The sequence below is a fragment of the Rhizobium sp. BR 315 genome, from assembly GCF_050577975.1.
GTDB lineage: Bacteria > Pseudomonadota > Alphaproteobacteria > Rhizobiales > Rhizobiaceae > Rhizobium > Rhizobium miluonense.
Window position 1 is genome coordinate 1 of record NZ_JARWKZ010000039.1, and the last position, 16,899, is coordinate 16,899.

General features: G+C 54.7%; 15 protein-coding genes and 2 pseudogenes. 10 read left to right on the forward strand and 7 right to left on the reverse strand.

All coding sequences use genetic code 11. From position 1 onward, the window contains the following. Positions 1-195 (reverse strand): transposase (locus QD409_RS26375; protein ID WP_430763411.1); only part of this gene is annotated, 195 nt, incomplete at its 3' end. A 101-nt stretch (positions 196-296) separates the two neighbouring features. Then, on the reverse strand, positions 297-2,444 hold the full coding sequence (locus QD409_RS26380; RefSeq protein ID WP_430764053.1) for a glycosyltransferase: 2,148 nt from the start codon (positions 2,442-2,444) through the stop codon (positions 297-299). A 261-nt stretch (positions 2,445-2,705) separates the two neighbouring features. On the opposite strand from QD409_RS26380, the gene QD409_RS26385 reads away from it, so the two are divergent. The 7 genes from QD409_RS26385 (at position 2,706) to QD409_RS26415 (ending at position 9,343) form a co-directional block, all read left to right on the forward strand. Continuing rightward, on the forward strand, positions 2,706-3,533 hold the full coding sequence (locus QD409_RS26385) for an ABC transporter permease (protein ID WP_430764054.1): 828 nt from the start codon (positions 2,706-2,708) through the stop codon (positions 3,531-3,533). A 4-nt stretch (positions 3,534-3,537) separates the two neighbouring features. Beyond that, positions 3,538-4,290 carry an ABC transporter ATP-binding protein gene (locus QD409_RS26390; protein WP_430764055.1) on the forward strand — a complete coding sequence of 251 codons (753 nt, stop codon included), beginning with the start codon at positions 3,538-3,540 and terminating at the stop codon, positions 4,288-4,290. A gap of 369 nt (positions 4,291-4,659) precedes the next feature. Continuing rightward, complete coding sequence (locus QD409_RS26395; protein WP_430764056.1) at positions 4,660-5,802, forward strand: glycosyltransferase family 4 protein; 1,143 nt, start codon at positions 4,660-4,662, stop codon at positions 5,800-5,802. Positions 5,803-5,866: 64 nt separating this feature from the next. Then, entirely contained in the window at positions 5,867-6,871 is a 1,005-nt protein-coding gene (locus QD409_RS26400; protein ID WP_430764057.1) for a GDP-mannose 4,6-dehydratase, read from the forward strand. 27 nt (positions 6,872-6,898) lie between these two features. Beyond that, positions 6,899-7,612: a sugar phosphate nucleotidyltransferase gene (locus QD409_RS26405; RefSeq protein WP_430764058.1), complete on the forward strand. Its 714-nt coding sequence runs from the start codon at positions 6,899-6,901 to the stop codon at positions 7,610-7,612. Between the two features lie 4 nt (positions 7,613-7,616). After that, complete coding sequence (locus tag QD409_RS26410) at positions 7,617-8,546, forward strand: NAD-dependent epimerase/dehydratase family protein (RefSeq protein ID WP_430764059.1); 930 nt, start codon at positions 7,617-7,619, stop codon at positions 8,544-8,546. After that, complete coding sequence (locus QD409_RS26415; protein WP_430764060.1) at positions 8,543-9,343, forward strand: glycosyltransferase family 2 protein; 801 nt, start codon at positions 8,543-8,545, stop codon at positions 9,341-9,343. Before QD409_RS26410 ends, QD409_RS26415 begins: the two co-directional genes overlap by 4 nt. A gap of 187 nt (positions 9,344-9,530) precedes the next feature. Here the strand turns inward: QD409_RS26415 and QD409_RS26420 are convergent. Further along, a pseudogene (locus QD409_RS26420) lies at positions 9,531-9,719 on the reverse strand (transposase domain-containing protein); the annotation flags it as partial. 74 nt (positions 9,720-9,793) lie between these two features. Here QD409_RS26420 and QD409_RS26425 point away from each other — a divergent pair. Beyond that, positions 9,794-10,456: a hypothetical protein gene (locus QD409_RS26425; RefSeq protein WP_430764061.1), complete on the forward strand. Its 663-nt coding sequence runs from the start codon at positions 9,794-9,796 to the stop codon at positions 10,454-10,456. A 229-nt stretch (positions 10,457-10,685) separates the two neighbouring features. Here QD409_RS26425 and ltrA read toward each other — a convergent pair whose 3' ends face one another. The 4 genes from ltrA to QD409_RS26445 all read right to left on the reverse strand — a co-directional run bounded on the left by ltrA (position 10,686) and on the right by QD409_RS26445 (position 14,763). Beyond that, positions 10,686-12,098 carry a group II intron reverse transcriptase/maturase gene (ltrA, locus tag QD409_RS26430; RefSeq protein WP_430764062.1) on the reverse strand — a complete coding sequence of 471 codons (1,413 nt, stop codon included), beginning with the start codon at positions 12,096-12,098 and terminating at the stop codon, positions 10,686-10,688. A 600-nt stretch (positions 12,099-12,698) separates the two neighbouring features. Further along, positions 12,699-12,896, reverse strand: a complete 198-nt coding sequence (gene tnpB, locus QD409_RS26435; RefSeq protein ID WP_430764063.1) for an IS66 family insertion sequence element accessory protein TnpB — start codon at positions 12,894-12,896, stop codon at positions 12,699-12,701. Beyond that, positions 12,893-13,285 (reverse strand): IS66-like element accessory protein TnpA, encoded by a 393-nt coding sequence (tnpA, locus tag QD409_RS26440; protein WP_430764064.1) that lies wholly within the window; start codon positions 13,283-13,285, stop codon positions 12,893-12,895. The genes tnpB and tnpA overlap by 4 nt, the downstream gene beginning before the upstream one ends. 74 nt (positions 13,286-13,359) lie before the next feature. Then, positions 13,360-14,763, reverse strand: coding sequence for a hypothetical protein (locus tag QD409_RS26445; RefSeq protein ID WP_430764065.1), 1,404 nt, complete (start codon positions 14,761-14,763; stop codon positions 13,360-13,362). A gap of 604 nt (positions 14,764-15,367) precedes the next feature. Here QD409_RS26445 and QD409_RS26450 point away from each other — a divergent pair. After that, positions 15,368-16,645 carry a nucleotide sugar dehydrogenase gene (locus tag QD409_RS26450; RefSeq protein WP_430764066.1) on the forward strand — a complete coding sequence of 426 codons (1,278 nt, stop codon included), beginning with the start codon at positions 15,368-15,370 and terminating at the stop codon, positions 16,643-16,645. Further along, positions 16,638-16,778, forward strand: a pseudogene (locus QD409_RS26455) (IS3 family transposase); the annotation flags it as partial. The gene QD409_RS26450 and the pseudogene QD409_RS26455, both read left to right, overlap by 8 nt. Positions 16,779-16,899 lie beyond the last annotated feature (121 nt).

A 16,899-nucleotide genomic window follows, 5' to 3' on the forward strand; every position in this document is an offset into this window, starting at 1 on the left:
TCGCGCGAGGCGACGCCACTCATAGAGCTGTGATCGCGATATTCCGTGACGACGTGCCGTTTCCGAACAACGGCCCGGCTCAAGCAGGCTCTCCGCGACAATCCGGAGTTTGACGGCATTGCTAAACCGCCGACGTCGACCGGTATCGACGATATCGAGGCGGCCAGCAGACTGACTGTGAGTATAGATGTCCATACAGGCAGTCAGCTATTTTTCCGCACACCTCTCAAGGCGGCCCAGCTCGGATGCCTACCCAGCAACTAAAGGTAGAGACACACGCAAGGTGCCTCCCCGAACTACTGTAGGACGCTCAAATCCAGGTCATTTTTTTGTCGCTTTATCAGAATCGCTGCCTCTATGGCTTCCGCATAGGAGTTTGCCATGCGCGTTTCAGACAGCCTCTCTTTCGCAGCGTTCGCCGCGGCACGTTTCATATCGCGCAACTTCTGGGGATTAGAAATTAGTTGGCGTATCGCCTTGGCGAATGCAGCCGCCTTGCCTGGTGCACAAAGAATGCCCGCATCTGTACCTTCCAGGATAGCTGGAATTCCGCCAACGTTGGATGCCACGATCGCACAGCCGGATGACAGTGCCTCCAGCAATGCGAGAGGACGTCCATCCATTCGTGAAGGCAGAACGAAAATGTCATACAGAGCGAAATAAGGCTCCGTATCATCGACCATTCCCATAAACTTGAAGCGCACATTTAGTGGTAGATTGCGAACCTTTGCCTCCACGGCATTTCGCATTGGACCATCGCCGGTCATGACAAAGCAGACTTTAGATTCGTCCTTTAGAGCTTCCGCTATCTCAACAAAGACCTCAGGGGACTTTTCACTCGAAAGACGCCCAGAAAAGCCAATGACAATCTCATCGTCTTCAATACCCAGTCGCCCTGCTAGGTCGATCGGTCTATCTGTCTGGAAATTGGATGCGTCAACCCCACTTTCAATCAGCCGGATCTCACTTTCAGGCCGACCAGTCGCCCTAAGCCAGCTAACAACCTCCGGGTTTTCGCCAATAGCCAAGGTAATATGCTTCTGGAGCCGTATGTGGGAATCTGTATGTCCTACGGTGTTGAACAGAAGGTCAATAATCGCAAGATCCTTACAGCCTAGCTCCAGAACCGGAAGAAGATCGTAAATCAGACGACTTCCTGCGAGTAGTAGAGCATCAAAGCGCCGGCTTTCAATCAGATACCTTACATATCCCTCTTGTTCCCATTTCTTAAGAAAGCGCGGAAGCATATAGACTTCGGCGATATTCTGTTTGAACCACGAGCTTACATCCTCATGGCCCTCCTGCGGAAGTGTCGATATAACGGTGATTCTCCAACCTTGCGAGACAAGTAGGCGCACGACGGTCGAGAGCAAACGTTCAGCTCCGCCGACAATCAAATAAGGGACCGCGATCAGCAATCGGCGGCTGTGCGTCTCATTGATTTTGACCTTGAGTAATGCGCCGCCCGCACGACTGAGAGCCATGCGTCTCCTGGCTGCAGCGGTGGACTTCGCAAATGCCTCATCCAGAAGCGACTCTCTATTCCTCGCCATGATCGCAGCACCTTGCTTGGCACGGCTCTGCACGCCATCTGCGGATGATAACGATCCATGCTCATGTATCGTGTAATTAAAGAGATGCTCACCCGAAATATTTCGCATCCGTGCGCCCGTCGCTGCGACCTTCACCCAGAAGTCCCAATCTTCTGCTATGTGGTCTTGACCTTTGCCCGTATCGGTAAATCCTCCGGCGGACTTCCAAAGATCGCGCGAAAAAACCGCGCATGTCGTGATATGGTTTCCGGTAGTCATGTCCTTGAGTGTCGGACTTTCCAGCACATCGATTGTTCCAGTGCGTGTCCCGGCAAAACGAATACCGGTGGAAACGACGTCATAACGATGCGTTTCAAGAAGATAAACGGCCTTTTCCAGATAGGTTGGATCAAGCGTGTCGTCGGCATCCAGACAACATATGTAGCGACCCGACGCGGCAGCTATCCCCCGGTTACGGTTTGCGCCCACGAGCGTTGGCCGTTCCTGCATGATAACGGTCGTGCGAGGCCGGTCTAAGTTGCGCACGACCTCGGTGGTCGTCTGATCCGTCGATCCGCCTTCCACGACAATAATTTCAACGCTCTGCAGAGTCTGTGCAAGAACGCTGTCGATAGCATTGTTAACGAATGAACCATAGTTGAAGCACGGAATAATCACTGATACCAGCGGGTTAATATCGTCCGCGCCACTCGAACCATCGAAATACTCGAGGGGCTCTTCAACCTCCGAAATATATTCTATCGGGTCCAGGGAGACAAAGCGACCGAACAATCGACGCCTCAGAGCGACCCATACCAGACCAAATTGCCCACTGAGGGTTAAATGCAATGCAAACGGGATCAACCGCTTAATCTCGGATGCCCAGCGCCTGACGGTGATGTTTATGCGCAAAAGCGCTACCTCGAAGTCGTTAATTCAGATTTATGCACCGGGCGGTACTTAGCCCAAAAAATTTGGAAAGGGTACCCTGCAGCTGAACTTACCAAAGCACTGAGCCAAGGATCTGCGCCTTAAGGCATCACACGTTTCAAATACCTGTACAGAGACCGGCCGGACGGAGGCCTTCCTCGAAAAGAGAGGTCATGGAAGGCATTCGCGCAGTTTGTGATGCATATTGTCATGCTGGTCTGTCACCCCTAAAAGGGCTGCTCTATGAAATCACGCAAGGGTTCCAAAAAAGTGACCACAATGAACTTATATAGGGACGGCGTTGCCGAACTCAAAGATGGTATCAAGGCGTGGCGCATTTGGTATCTCCTTGGAACGGCGGACTTGCGGCGTAGACATTCCCGATCGCGGGTAGGGCAACTGTGGATAACGCTGTCTACGGGCATGACAATCTTGGCGCTCGGACTTGTCTGGTCGCTCCTCTGGCGGATGCCAGTGAGCGGAATCCTGCCTTATATAGCGGTTGCCATGGTGTTCTGGGCTTTCATCACCGGCGTTCTGAATGAGGCAACAACGGCTTTCTCCTCGATGGGGAACATGTTCTTGAATCAGAAAACCAGTTTCTCGGTAGCCATTTATGCCGTCATATACCGCAACCTCATCTATGTGGCCTACAACCTCATTATCGTGGTGCTCACGTTTGCATGGTACGCAAGGCTGCCGACAGCCAGTATTGTGCTCCTAATCCCGGGCATGTCATTGACTTTGCTTTTCCTCATCTCGGTGGCTTACATTCTCGCAATTGTGGCGACCAGGTACCGCGATGCGGTGCCACTCACCCTGAGCCTGACTCAGATTGGATACTTCGTAACACCTGTACTGTGGCGACCGGAGTTCATTCCCGAAAACTATCGTTGGCTTAATTCGGTTAACCCGTTCTCGGTTTTCCTGTCCCTGCTAAGAGATCCGCTATTGGGTGAGCAAATTCCCCGGGAAATCTGGTGTGCTGCCGTCGTATACACAGTTGCAGCAATACTGCTCGCCTTGCCTATCATCGGCAATTACAACAAGCGCGTAATTTACTGGATCTGATGATATGGCTCACATTCACCTAGAAGACGTGTCCATCTCATATCCGATCTTCAATTCGCATTCGCGCTCGTTGAGAACCGCAGTCTTTTCAAAGCTCGGCGGAAAGATTGTCAGCCACAACCGCACTCTCGTCGTTGAGGCGATCAAAGGTCTGTCGCTGCATCTTGAGGACGGTGATAGAATCGCTCTCTTGGGGCATAACGGTGCCGGGAAAACAACCCTGTTGAGAGCACTCGCCGGAGTCTATCCTCCTCAGTCCGGCCAGATTGAAATCAGTGGGCGGATAAGTTCCTTCACCGATATTACGCTCGGTATGGACATGGAAGCTTCAGGCTGGGAGAACATAGTCTTCCGCTGTGCTTTCATGGGGCTTTCCTTTGCGGAAGCCAAGGCACTGGCACCGTCGATCGCGGAGTTCAGCGAGCTTGGCGAGTTCCTGGATATGCCCGTCAGAACGTATTCAGCCGGGATGTTTGTCCGGCTCGCCTTTGCAATCTCGACTTCGATCGATCCCGACATCGTGATCATGGATGAAATGATCAGCGCAGGCGACGCCCAGTTTGTAGAGAAAGCCAGGCAAAGGATCGAGAAAATATTGGGCAATGCCAGTATTTTTGTAATCGCGTCACACGATGTCGCAATTACACGGCAATTTTGTACCAAGGCGCTCTGGCTGGAGAAGGGCAAGCAAAGGGCCCTTGGTCCTGTAGCGGAAGTGACCGAAGCTTATCTTGCGTCAAGAGTGGCTGGCAGTTGAGGCAACATGTCCTTTGCAGGCCCGAAGCGGGTCCACGGACGCTATCAAGCGAGAACTGGATTGATCAGATTTTTTTGTCCTGTTGCATTCGCGGCGTTCACGGGCTGCGCCGTCTCGTTTTTGGGACAAAAATATTCATCGTGTCGCTGACCAGGCAATCAGCGTTTGACCGCAAACTTTATCGACTAGCCAACTTCGAAAGTCGATAAGCGCGATATTTTCCGCTGATGGAGTTTTCGTTCTGGGGCGCCTGGAAATGGAATGCCCCCTCTGCGTATTTTTCCACTTTAACCGAGCGGGGTTTTTGAGCAATTTGACACATCATCGATCCGTGAACTTGCCGCTTAATCCCAGGCAATCGAAGCAGCCATGAGCCAGCAAAACGACATCTTCGTCACTATGCAAAAGCCCAGACCGAGGCTGGCGTACATCGTAACTGAAGATTGGTTCTTCGTGACGCACTTCCTGCCGCTGGCTCGTGCTGCGCGTGACAATTGTTTCGATGTCATTGTCATTACTCAAGTGAATGGGTATTCGCACCACCTTGAAGCTGAAGGCTTCAAGGTGGTGCCGCTAACGGCAGACCGAAGCTCGTTTGGAATCGCCTCGCTGCTAAAAACCATCGCACGGATGCGGACAATTATCCGGAGCGAGCAGCCGGATATCATTCATGCGATTGCTCTCAAATCGGTCATCCTGGGTGGGTTGGCAAGTGTTTTCGCAGGCCGGCCCGCCCAGATATTTTCCCTCACCGGCCTGGGTTACCTCTGGATCGAGAGCAGATTCCTCGTCCGCCTGGCCCGGAGTATCGTGCGGCATACTCTCAAACTGCTGGGCGCAAACAGTAGGACGATATTTACATTCGAGAATGAAGACGATGCCCGGGAATTCGGCTCGCTGAAAAACGCGGTGGTGATTGGCGGCTGGGGAATCGCTTCCGATCATATTACGCCAATGCCGGGGCCCAGGCTCCCGCCAATGCGCATCGTTTATCTCGGACGCATGCTGCGCGCGAAGGGAATAGAACTGGCAGTCCGGGCAGTTCAGTTGGCCCGGAGTACTGTAGACGTGCAGCTTGAGCTGTGGGGAACTCCTGATGAGGGTAATCTCACCAGTTACACGAAAAGCGAGCTGGAAGCGTTTTCGCAACTGGACGGGATCCAATGGTGTGGACGGTGCAATGACGCGTCCGATGCCTGGCGCCGGGCTGACGTTGCGATCCTTTTGTCCGAGCGTGAAGGCATGCCACGTTCGCTGATCGAAGCCGCCGCCGCCGGCCTGCCGATGATCGCCTCAGACGTTCCGGGATGTCGCTCCATTGTTCGGGATGGAGAAAACGGCTTTCTGGTGCCGCGCGGTGACGTAAAACAGGTCGCAGCGGCCATCGTGAAACTGGTACAAAGCACCGAGCTTAGGGTTGCAATGGGGCGTGCGGCACGGCGGGATTTCGAGGCGAGGTTCTCCACGGAGAAGGTCATTCCAAGGTTCGTCGGACTTTATTTAAGCTTGTGAGAGTGCCGGGAATGCGGTAGTCCCGAGACCAATAAGCGTAGAATCTCGGAGAGAGAATCCTCAAATGTCTGATGTAGAGCGTTTTTATCGTGGACGAAATGTGCTTGTAACGGGAGCCGGAGGGTTCATCGGCAGCCATCTGGCTGAAGCTTTGGTGGGTGCAGGCGCGAATGTAACTGCAATGATCAAATACGGATCATCCTCTCATTGGGGAAATCTCGAATATGCATCCGTGGCTGCAAAAAAATCCATGGAGGTCGTCTCTGGCAATGTCGAAGATTCCGATTTCGTAACGAGCGTAGTCAAGGGGAAGGATGTTGTCTTTCATCTGGCCGCATTGATTGCCATTCCCTATTCATACTTGGCTCCACGTAGCTACGTGAGAACCAATGTTGAGGGTACGCTCAATGTTGCCGAAGCCGCGCGTCGTCTGGGAACTGCGAGGGTTGTCCATACGTCGACTTCAGAAGTCTATGGTACGGCGCTTCGTGAACCGATCGACGAAGATCATCCTCTTCAGGGTCAGTCTCCCTACTCGGCCTCGAAGATCGGTGCGGACAAGATCGCGGAGAGCTATTATCGCTCCTTCGGCACCCCTATCGTGACACTGCGGCCGTTCAATACATTTGGTCCACGCCAGTCGGCGCGCGCATTCATTCCGACGATTATTTCGCAGGCGCTGACGCGCGAGGTTATCGAGTTGGGCGCACTCGATCCCATGCGCGATATGACCTTTGTGAACGACACCGTAAACGGTTTCCTTGCCGCAGGTGCTGTCACCGGCGTCGAAGGGCAGACCATCAATCTCGGCACAGGCGTAACAGCTTCGATCGGCGAGTTCTCCGAAATTATTCTTAAGCTAATGAAGTCCAGCAAGAAAATCGTTCAGGATCCAAAAAGATTGCGGCCTGCAGATAGCGAGGTTTTGAAACTCGTATCTGATAACAGCAAGGCAAAGCAGCTTCTTGACTGGAGTCCCACAACGTCCGTTGAGGATGGCCTCAAAGCAACGATTGAATTCGTTGAGGCGAACATCAAGCTATATCGCCCCGACATATACAACGTCTAAGTGACATCCAAAGAGAGGTTGGTTCCTATGAAGGCTATCATCATGGCTGGGGGTAAGGGGACTAGGCTAAAGCCATTCACTGCTTCATTTCCGAAGCCCCTGGTTCCCTTGGGCGACATGCCAGTACTTGAGCTTTTGCTCCGCCAGCTCAAGCAGGCGGGTGTCGATGAGGTCATTCTCGCAGTCAATCATTTGCATCACCTTATCCGCGCGTTTTGCGGTGACGGATCGAACTTTGGCTTGAAAATCGACTACGTCCTCGAAGATACGCCGTTAGGTACAGCTGGACCTATGGCCTCAGTTTTGGATGACCTCGGGGATGACTTCATCGTCACCAACGGCGATCTGCTGACAAACTTCGACGTTCAAGAGATGATCCGCCGGCACGAAGAGACTGCGGCGGCGGCCTCGATTGCGGTGTATGAGCGCAAACTGAATATTGACTTCGGCCTTGTTGAGGTTGACGAGAATATGAGGCTGACGGGATACCGCGAAAAGCCTTCCTACTCTCATCTGGTCAGCATGGGTTTGTACGTACTGAACAGGGCAGCGGTTGCGCCGCATCTAAAGCCAGGCGTTCATCTTGACATGCCGCAATTGATGCTGCTCCTCAAGGAAGACGGCAAGCAGGTGCAATGCAATCATCAACATTGTGTCTGGCTGGATATCGGACGACCAGACGATTATTCGTCTGCGCAAGATCTTTTCGAGAATAATCGCGAGCTTTTTCTAAAGGATTGATGCAATGCCGGTTGCGTTGGTGACAGGAGCCAGCGGATTTCTCGGAAGCTACGTTTGCGCCGAGCTTCTAAAGAGAAAGTTTAAAGTCACCCACCTAATGCGGGAGGGGCGAGCTGGTCAGGAAGATGATGTTATCGTCATGTCTGGCGCGCCGACGTCTGTCGATATGGCCCAGATTATTGATGAGGTCGCTCCGGACGTCATCTATCATCTGGCAGGAACAAGCCGTTCCGGTGACATCTCGGCACTCTATCAGGCAAACGTTTTTTATGCAGAGGCCTTGTTGCAGGGTGCGCTGTCCAGCCGATCCCGCCCCAGGGTTCTGCTGGTGGGAAGTGCTGCCGAATACGGTGTACCAACCAATCGTGACATGACAGTAAAGGAACGTGATGTTTGCAGGCCGCTGACAGCCTACGGGGTGTCGAAGCTTGCGCAGACCCATCATGGCCTAGCGGCAGCTTCCAAAGGACTGCGTGTCACAATTGCCAGATTGTTCAATCCGATCGGCGTCGGGAGTCCGGAAACCACAGCACTTGGCAGTTTTGTTAAGCAGGTGGCAGCAATCGATCGCACAGGGGTGCTTAAAACAGGAAATCTGGGGGCTGTGCGAGATTTCATCGACGTGGCCGAAGCTGCTCACATTATCGTTGATTTGCCTTTCGTGACGAAAGACAGCGGTGAAATCTATAATGTGTGTACAGGAAAGGGATTGGCCTTAAGCGAGCTTGTCTCCAGGCTCATCGATGCTTCAAAGGTCGAGGTTTTCCATCAGGTGGAATCAACCAGGGGCGGAACGAGCGATATAGACGTAGTCATCGGCAATAATGGCCGACTTCGCCAGACAGGGATCGAAGTTCCGGACACCGCAATCGATCGTATTCTGGAAGAAATGCTCAAAGCGGAGCGGTCAAGGCTACGAGGCTCCCTCGCGTGAGTCATCTGCCTGTATCGGTTGTTATTCCGACATTTCGCGATGGCGAAGCGTTGCGGCGGGCATTGAATTCGGTTGCGAACCAGACGCAGGCGCCAGGAGAAATATTCGTCGTTGACGACGCAGGCGGCGAGCCGGGTGTCGGGGCCATACTAACTGACTTCCAAGCTCTTCCTCTAAGGCTGATCGAGCTGGACAAGAATATTGGGCCTGGCGGCGCCAGAAACGCAGGTATAAAGGCATCGCAGCAGCCATTTATTGCCTTTCTCGATGCCGATGACGAATGGCATCCGCGCAAGCTTGAATATCAGATGCAAATTATGCTTGGACTAGCCTCGCCTGATTTTTCGGCGCACTCCAAGGCCTTTCGGGCGCGCGCGTGGCCTGAACAAAATCTAGGACAAAGCAGGCCCTTTAGTCGGTGGCCGGTTCTTCTTTCCAATCCGGCGTCGATCTCGACTGTTATTGTCAGGCGCGATGCGATCAAGTTCACATTCCCAGATTGGTATGCGGGTGAGGACTATGCTTTTGTTGCCGCAAATCTGTTGGCCGGTCTCGCCGCTGTGAAGCTCGACCTAACCCTTGCAAGGGCGCACAAGGCCCCGTTCGGGGCCGGTGGCCTTAGCGGGCGGATGTTGGCAATGCAGATGGGGGAGATGCGAACCCATTGGCTTTTGTTGTCAGAGGGGCTTATTGCGATTTGGGAGTATACGCTGCTGCTTCCCTGGACCCTCCTCAAATATCTTCGCCGAAGTGTAATTGCTAAGCTTCAAAAGTACTCCCTTGATGTGGAGAATTGACACTCGCAACGCCACTTGCGTGTGTTACCTGCTGCGTCTGCTTGCTACTACGATGAATGTTCAATGATTCGGCGTTGCGTGCTTATACCGTATGCGGCGTCTCCGCCCCATTGATTTTGCGGTTGCAACGGTGATGTCGATCGCTTGCGGCAGGTCCTGTGAGCTCGTCGGGGAGTCCCGGACGAGCTCATTGTGAGGCGCTGGTCCGTTGCGCATAGGCCCAGGGCATGAGGGCGTCGATGTCTTTGGCGAGGTGGCCATTTGCGAGGCTGGTGAAGAGATCGCGCAGATAGGCGTAGGGTTCAACGCCGTTCATTTTGCAGCTTCCGATCAAGCTGGCATAACGGGCCCAATTCCGGCCTCCTGGCCAGCGCCCGCGAAGAGCGCGAACGTGGTCGAGAGCACGATCAATTCATCCTCGATAAAGCTGTCCACGAGCGGCTAGTCGCGATGACGGCCGACTTCAACCAGCTCTGGAAAGATCCGGATACCCCAAGCCGCGAACGCAAGCGATTGATGGCCCACATCATCGAGGACGTCACTCTCTTAAAGCTGCCAGCGGAAGGAACCACCAAGCTTCACGTGCGCTTCAAGGGTGGCAAAATCCAGACGGTCACCACCATAAACCCAAAATCCTCCGCTCAGCAGATCAAGACAAAGCCCGGTATCGTTGAACTGATCGATAAGCTTCTCGATGATTACATTTATCCCGAGATCGCCGAGATTCTGAACGAGCAGGGTCATCGCCCAGGTGGAACGGCACGGCGCGGCTGCGATAATGCCCGCTTTACACCTCTCAAAGTCGCCTATCTCATCCATGAATATAAGCTGCGATCTCGATATGATCGTCTGCGACAGCGGGGAATGCTGACAAGACAGGAAGCGGCAGTGCACCTCAACATCAGCGAGCAAACCGTCGCCAGATGGGCCAAGTATGGCCTAATCACCAGACATGCCTACAACGGGCACTACAGCTTATACGAAATGCCTGAGGGAGGGGAGACCTGCCGCGGAAGCAATGCAGCCGATGGAACCAACTTAAAGATCGCGCCGCTGCGCGCCGACAAACGCAAACTGAGCCAAAAACATCAACTGGCGAGGAAAGATGTGTAGTATGAACGCCGATCGTTGGTGAAGAGGCAGGCGCGTAAGGTAGGTGTCGAGCGCCGTGCGGCCTTTCAACCGCCGGTTTCTCAACACCTCCTTCCGAACCGGACGTGCGTCTTTCGTTACGCATCCGGCTCTCCAAAGAACATGGCGAAGTCAGTCAGGTGTTTTCATCCAACCCAGCTTGAACCGGCACACAGACGTCCAAGCAAGGATATATTGCTCAGTACGCCCTTCACGCCAGAGGCGGCGAGACGCGCGTCGCTCGCTGTGCTTTTTTGGCACGTGCGAGCTCTCGCATCCCGGCATGAGGCCGCTTGGCCCGCATCCAGCGCCAAAGCCGATCCGTGACGTACCAGTCGAGGCTGGTAAATACACGGCCTGCGCCCACGCAGAAGCGGTAATAGCTGGCCCACCCGCGCAGGGTTGGATTAAGAAGCTCAAGAGTCCGTTCAAGAGAGCGCGAGGTGGTACCCCGCGATGTCATCTGCTTGATCTTTCTTCGCAAATCGCCCGCTTTCGCTTTCGGGACCTCGATCCTTGGGTGATACCCGTGTCGTCGATCCCAGCGAAGGATCACTCTGAACCCGAGGAACTCGAACCCAGAAGTGAGTGCGGTTACCTTCGTCTTTTCTGGTGACAATTCCAGTCCTGTTGTGTGCTTCAGGTATTCAGCTAAGGCGGAGCATTCCGCGTTAGCATCGTCCTGCGAGCCCGAAACGAGGATAACGAAGTCGTCGGCGTAGCGAACCGGGAACATGACCGTTCGACCGGCCTTGCGGTCCCTATTCCGTGCGCTGAGTGCGGCTGCCATGCCATTGCACGTGCGCCGATCATAGAGCTTTGTCCGATGATGGACCCATCGTTCATATCGCTCTTCGATGACGCTAAGCGCAATATTGGCAAGCAGAGGCGACAGAATGCCGCCTTGGGGCGTTCCGTTGTCTGTCCGAAGGAATTGCCCTTCCGACATAACACCGGCGTCCAGGAATGCTTTGATCAGTCGCACCACACGTAGATCCCCCACTCTCTGGCGTAGCCGATCGAGGAGAAGGTGGTGGTTTATGTTGTCAAAGCAACCCTTGATATCGCCCTCGATCACCCACGAATACGGGGTTCGTTGACGCCGCCCGTCAGCCGCGCGTTTGCGCGGCATGATGGTCTTGCGGATCTGCTCCAAGGCGCCGTGCGTGCTTCTTCCGGGTCGGAACCCGAAGGACACATGCCAGAAGTGCGCCTCGAAGATTGGCTCTATGAGGTTCTTGATCGCGGCTTGTACAACCCGATCTCTGACCGTAGGGATTCCCAAGGGTCGGAATTTCCCTGGCTTTCCCGGTTTCGGGATGAGCTTGCGCTTCGCCGGACTGGGTTGATAGGCGTTGGATCGCAAATCGTCCCGTAGATTGTCCAAGAAAAGCGTTTCGCCGTTCCGTCGGCGGATTTGCCCTACAGTCACCCCATCGATGCCCGCCGACCGAGCCCCTCTGTTGGAGGATACTCGCCGCCAGGCTTGGCGTAGATTGCGGGGATCGGTGACCCAGTTCCACATATCGCGCCAGACATCGTTGGGGTTTTCCTTACTCCACTGGTATAGTTTGCGTTGAACGCCGAGTACCCAGGCTCTGTCAGCCCGAAGATCCATGTCCATAGATCACTTCTCCGTCGTACAAATTCTACCGTCCTTCTGCTTCCCTTCGCCATGCACGCGGCTTTCCCGCGCTCGGACTACTACGAAAGCTCCGCCCTCGAATTCGATCATCACCGGCCGTCGCGGCTAGCCCAGTCCGTGTGCTGGGCGACCAATTCAAGTTCCCGTGTTCCGGCTTTCAACCTGTGTGTCGGTAGGTGGTGTGCTGTACCCCTGGCGGCGCTGGAAGCGGCCGGGGAGCCAATGGCCGCCTCTAATGCGTCAGACGCATTACGCAGCAAGGAGACAAGAGCCTTGCCGCATCGGGTCGCGAAGTCTTCAATGCCATCTCATTACCGAAGACGGTGCAGGATAAGTACAGGGGCTTCAGACGCACACTTCGTTTTCTCACCATGGACACTGCGGTAGTCCAGCTTGCGGTTGATGGACCGCATCTGGTACAGTTAAGACCGATCTGCTTATGACACCCGCCCGGCGACGCCCGGTCGAGCTTTTCGGTCCCCTTTCTTCGATGCTCCCATCGAAGAGATGGTATTTCAACCATCGGTTAAATGCCGGCAAGCGATTGAAATAGCTAAATCATTTTCTACCTCCATCGCCTCACGGCGCACCCTGACCATCATGCCAAATCACCTTGATCAGCCCACCTTGGCGACCTCGGAAACAGAACAAATGGCCGCTGTGCGGATCCCGCTTCAGCGTCTCCTGCACCATCAATGCCAAGCCCGGAAAGCCTTTCCGCATATCCGTATAGCCGGTCGCTAGCCAAACTTTTACACCGCTCGGAACTGGGATCATCGCCGCTCCACTACATCAAGGATGCGGCCCAAAGCTTCCGGATCAATATCGCTCTCCACGCGAAGACGTCGGCCCCGGCCAAGCTCGATCGTCACCATGCTCGCCTTCTTGCGCGGCCTTGGCGGCGCTGTCGTCTCCACTGGATCAGGTGCGGGCAAGGCGGCGACGACGTCAACTGAAGCAAATTGCGGCGTGGGTGGCTCCGAGATCTGGCAGAGCTGTTTGCGCCAACGGAACAATTGCCCGGGATGGATACCGGCGGAACGCGCGATCTCTGATACGCTGGCGTCCGGTTCAAATGTCGCTGCGACCAGGCGCTCTTTGTCCTCTCGAGACCAGCGCCGACGCCGCTCGACCGATGTGATCACCTCAACCTGATGCTTGGTCATATGACTATCCCTAGTGCTTGCACTAGGACTTGCAGTCTTCAGCCCATCTCAGCAAGGCGGCCCTCGCCGTGGGGTTACACTGATCTCGTTGCTGGAGGCTCGACACGTGAAAGCAGAGCTGCCGCGGATGCCGCGGCGGCTATGAAGTTGAGCAGCAGCGCGGGGGCTATATATCGATAGACGACACCCTGAGTGAGCGCGGCGAGCAGGCACACGGCCAGCCCGTATAAAGGGATGCAAAGCCACGAGGGGTCTCGGAATGCGATTCCGGCACCCCCACACATAAGAAGCGATATGACCAAGACCCCGCCGAACAGTTCGATCCTGATTGGAACGCCAAGGATAGACCCTCGCAGGCGTTCAATCCAGGCAATCCGACCCTCTGTCAGTTTTTTTGTCCGGTAGGTAAAGTCACCGCCGAAATTCGCGCTGGTCTGCTCGCGAATGGCATCAAGGTCGGACAATTGCTGTGTGAGGGTGTCCATTTCCTCCTTCGGGTCGGTATTCTTGAGTAAGTAGGCGCCGGGAGAATCCAACAGCGTCCAGGTGTCAGAGAGCGTTGACTTCAAGATTGGAAGAGCATTTTTCATCATAGCTTCGGCCCCTGCCGCAGTCAGCAATGCGTTGCTCTTCTCGGGGCCAAGCTCGATGTATGTCGTTCCTAGCGCCTTCCAGTAATCCAGGGGAGCGGATGGGTTCTGTCGCGCCACTTCGAAGAGCCTAGCGCTAGACGGGCCGTTTGTTGCTAGGCCGTGTTCCGCCAACGGCCTGAACATTGCCAGCGCGCCTGAGTATTGGGGCGGTTTCTCTACCGAAACCCAAGTGCTCCATACGAGCCCAGTAGCCAGTATTCCGAGCGTGTACGATGCAATGGCGGCGGCCAGACGGCGCCAGCGGAAAGGCAGCTTCCCTGAAAGGATATCTCCAACGACTAGGAGCGCAGGGAGCATGACAAGCTCGGAACGCACCGACAGGCTTACGCCCGCGACGAACGGAAACGCCACTATCGCCAGTGTCAAATTGCGCCGGCCGGCAAGCCAGAGTGCCCAAAGAACCGAGAGGAAAAGAACGGCAATGTTGTCGGTTGCCGGCGTGTTCATCAGGGGCATCGTGAACACCAGAACGGCGGCGGCAACCGTTACCGCACACCTAAGTACAGTCTCCCATATCGTCTCCCAGACGACCACAGCAAGCGCGGCGGCTGTGAGCAACTTCGCAATAGATATTGCAAGCGATATAGCGTCTATGTTGTAGCCGAAAGCGCTAAAGGCGAGATGATAGATCCAGACGGTAAACGCCCGCGAGCCTATCCAGCTTCCAGCGAACGAGACTTTCCCTGAGTTCCAGAGACAAGCGGACTGAAGGTAATATTGCGCGTCCCTATGGATTTCCGGTATCTGAGATAGGCTTAAGACGAAAAGCAGCGCACCGACCACGAACGGAAGTGCGCCCAAAATAATCTTACTGCCGGAAGCCATATACCCTCAAAGGCGACCCGATGCGCCGTATATCTTGTACCCTCGCCATCTTGGGAGGGCAATCCTGCGGGCAATCGCCCGATTCAGTCTATCAAGGAAGAACGCAAGCTCAATTTTAGCGCGGTCTGAGCACGGATGAAGCAGACAGGAGAATTGAAACAGCGCCAATTGCCGATAAAATTTCAGCGATATGGTCTGTCGTCTCGAAAAGATCGTCACGCTGCTAGTACGATTTTCGACCACGCTACGCTTCGTTTGTCAGAATTATCGCCCAGCGTCGTTACTATCCGCGCTTGTCGTTGCGTGTTGTTGTAAGTGCGAGTCTCGATACACATCCACCGCATAGCCCAGTCTTCGACAAATCCACCCGAATCGATGGAGCCTGGCGCGCCGACTTCGTGTGAGTCAGCGAATGATTTGAGACAGATCAGGTATAGCAACAAACACTAGACCCATGGTCTGGCATCACGCATGCTGACAAGCGCGCGTGGTGATTGATTGTTGCGGATCGTTGTGCCACTCACTTTGGACTAGCCGCTTTCCGTGGTCACCATATTCAGGGTGTCTGCCGATCGTACAAAATTACCTCTTCGAAGGGCTTAGGATGAATTTGAATAAGAAAACCGTGGCAGTCATCGGGCTTGGCTATGTCGGCCTGCCGCTTGCCGCCGCCTTGGGCAAGGTCAGAAACACGATCGGCTTCGATATCAATTCCGCACGCATCGAGGAGTTGAAGTCTGGCTACGATCATACGCTGGAAGTTAGCGAGGACGAGCTCAAGAACATCCCCTATATCCAGTTCACCTCCGACCGCGACCTGCTGAAGAGAGCACAGATTTATGTCGTGACCGTGCCGACCCCGGTGGACGAAGCCAACCGTCCCGACATGACGCCGCTCGTCAAGGCAAGCGAAACCGTCGGCAGGGTACTGAAGAAGAACGACCTCGTCATTTACGAATCCACGGTCTATCCTGGCGCGACCGAAGAGGTCTGCGTTCCCGTGCTGGAGCGGGTCTCGGGCCTGCGGTTTAACCAGGATTTCTTCTGCGGCTACAGCCCCGAGCGGATCAATCCCGGCGACAAGGTTCACCGCCTGCAGACCATTGTGAAGGTGACGAGCGGCAGCACGCCAGAGATCGCCGAGGAGGTGGATCAACTCTATCGCGAAGTGATACCGGCCGGCACGCACAAGGCAAGCTCGATCCGCGTTGCAGAAGCGGCGAAGGTTATCGAAAACACCCAGCGCGACGTCAATATTGCACTAATGAACGAGCTTAGCCTGATTTTTCACAGGCTCGGCATAGACACGATGGAAGTGTTGGAAGCCTCCGGTACTAAGTGGAACTTCCTGCCCTTCCGACCCGGTCTCGTCGGCGGCCACTGTATCGGCGTTGATCCCTACTACCTGACCCACAAGGCGCAGGAGATTGGCTATCATCCGGAAGTCATCCTAGCGGGCCGCCGGATCAATGACAGCATCGGGTCCTTCATTGCCGACAAGGCGGTGAAGCTCATGCTGCAGCGCAAGCTTCCGGTGATCAACGCAAAGGTCCTAGTCATGGGCCTTACGTTCAAGGAAGATTGCCCGGATGTGCGCAACACAAAGGTTGTAGACATCGTTCGTGCCTTGCAGGATTACAATATCACTGTCGAGGTCTACGATCCCTGGATCAACCTCGACGAGGCAAAGTATGAGTATGGCCTGACCTGCATGAACGAGCCGCCCCTTGCTTGCGACTATAGCGCCGTCATCGTCGCGGTAGGACACCGCCAGTTCAAGGAAATGGGCGCGGACCGCATTCGCGGGCTTGCCGCTCCAGGCGCCGCCCTGCTCGACGTTAAGTCGATCTTCCCGAGGGAAGTGGCGGACTGGAGACTGTAAGACCATCACAATCGAACGGTTCGTCAGCGAGATTGATGCCTACATCCGATGGTACAATGAAAAGCGCATCAAAATATCACTGGGCTCACGCAGTCCGGTCGAGTATCGAAAAAGTCTCGGCCTTAACGTATAAATCAGTCCAAGTTTTCGTCCGCACCCCCGGCTCAGTTCGGCGCGGAAACTTCCTTACGTGACTTTCGACAGCCACACCTTGGCACATTGCGATGCCAGGAGCGGAGGCCGTCTGCCACATC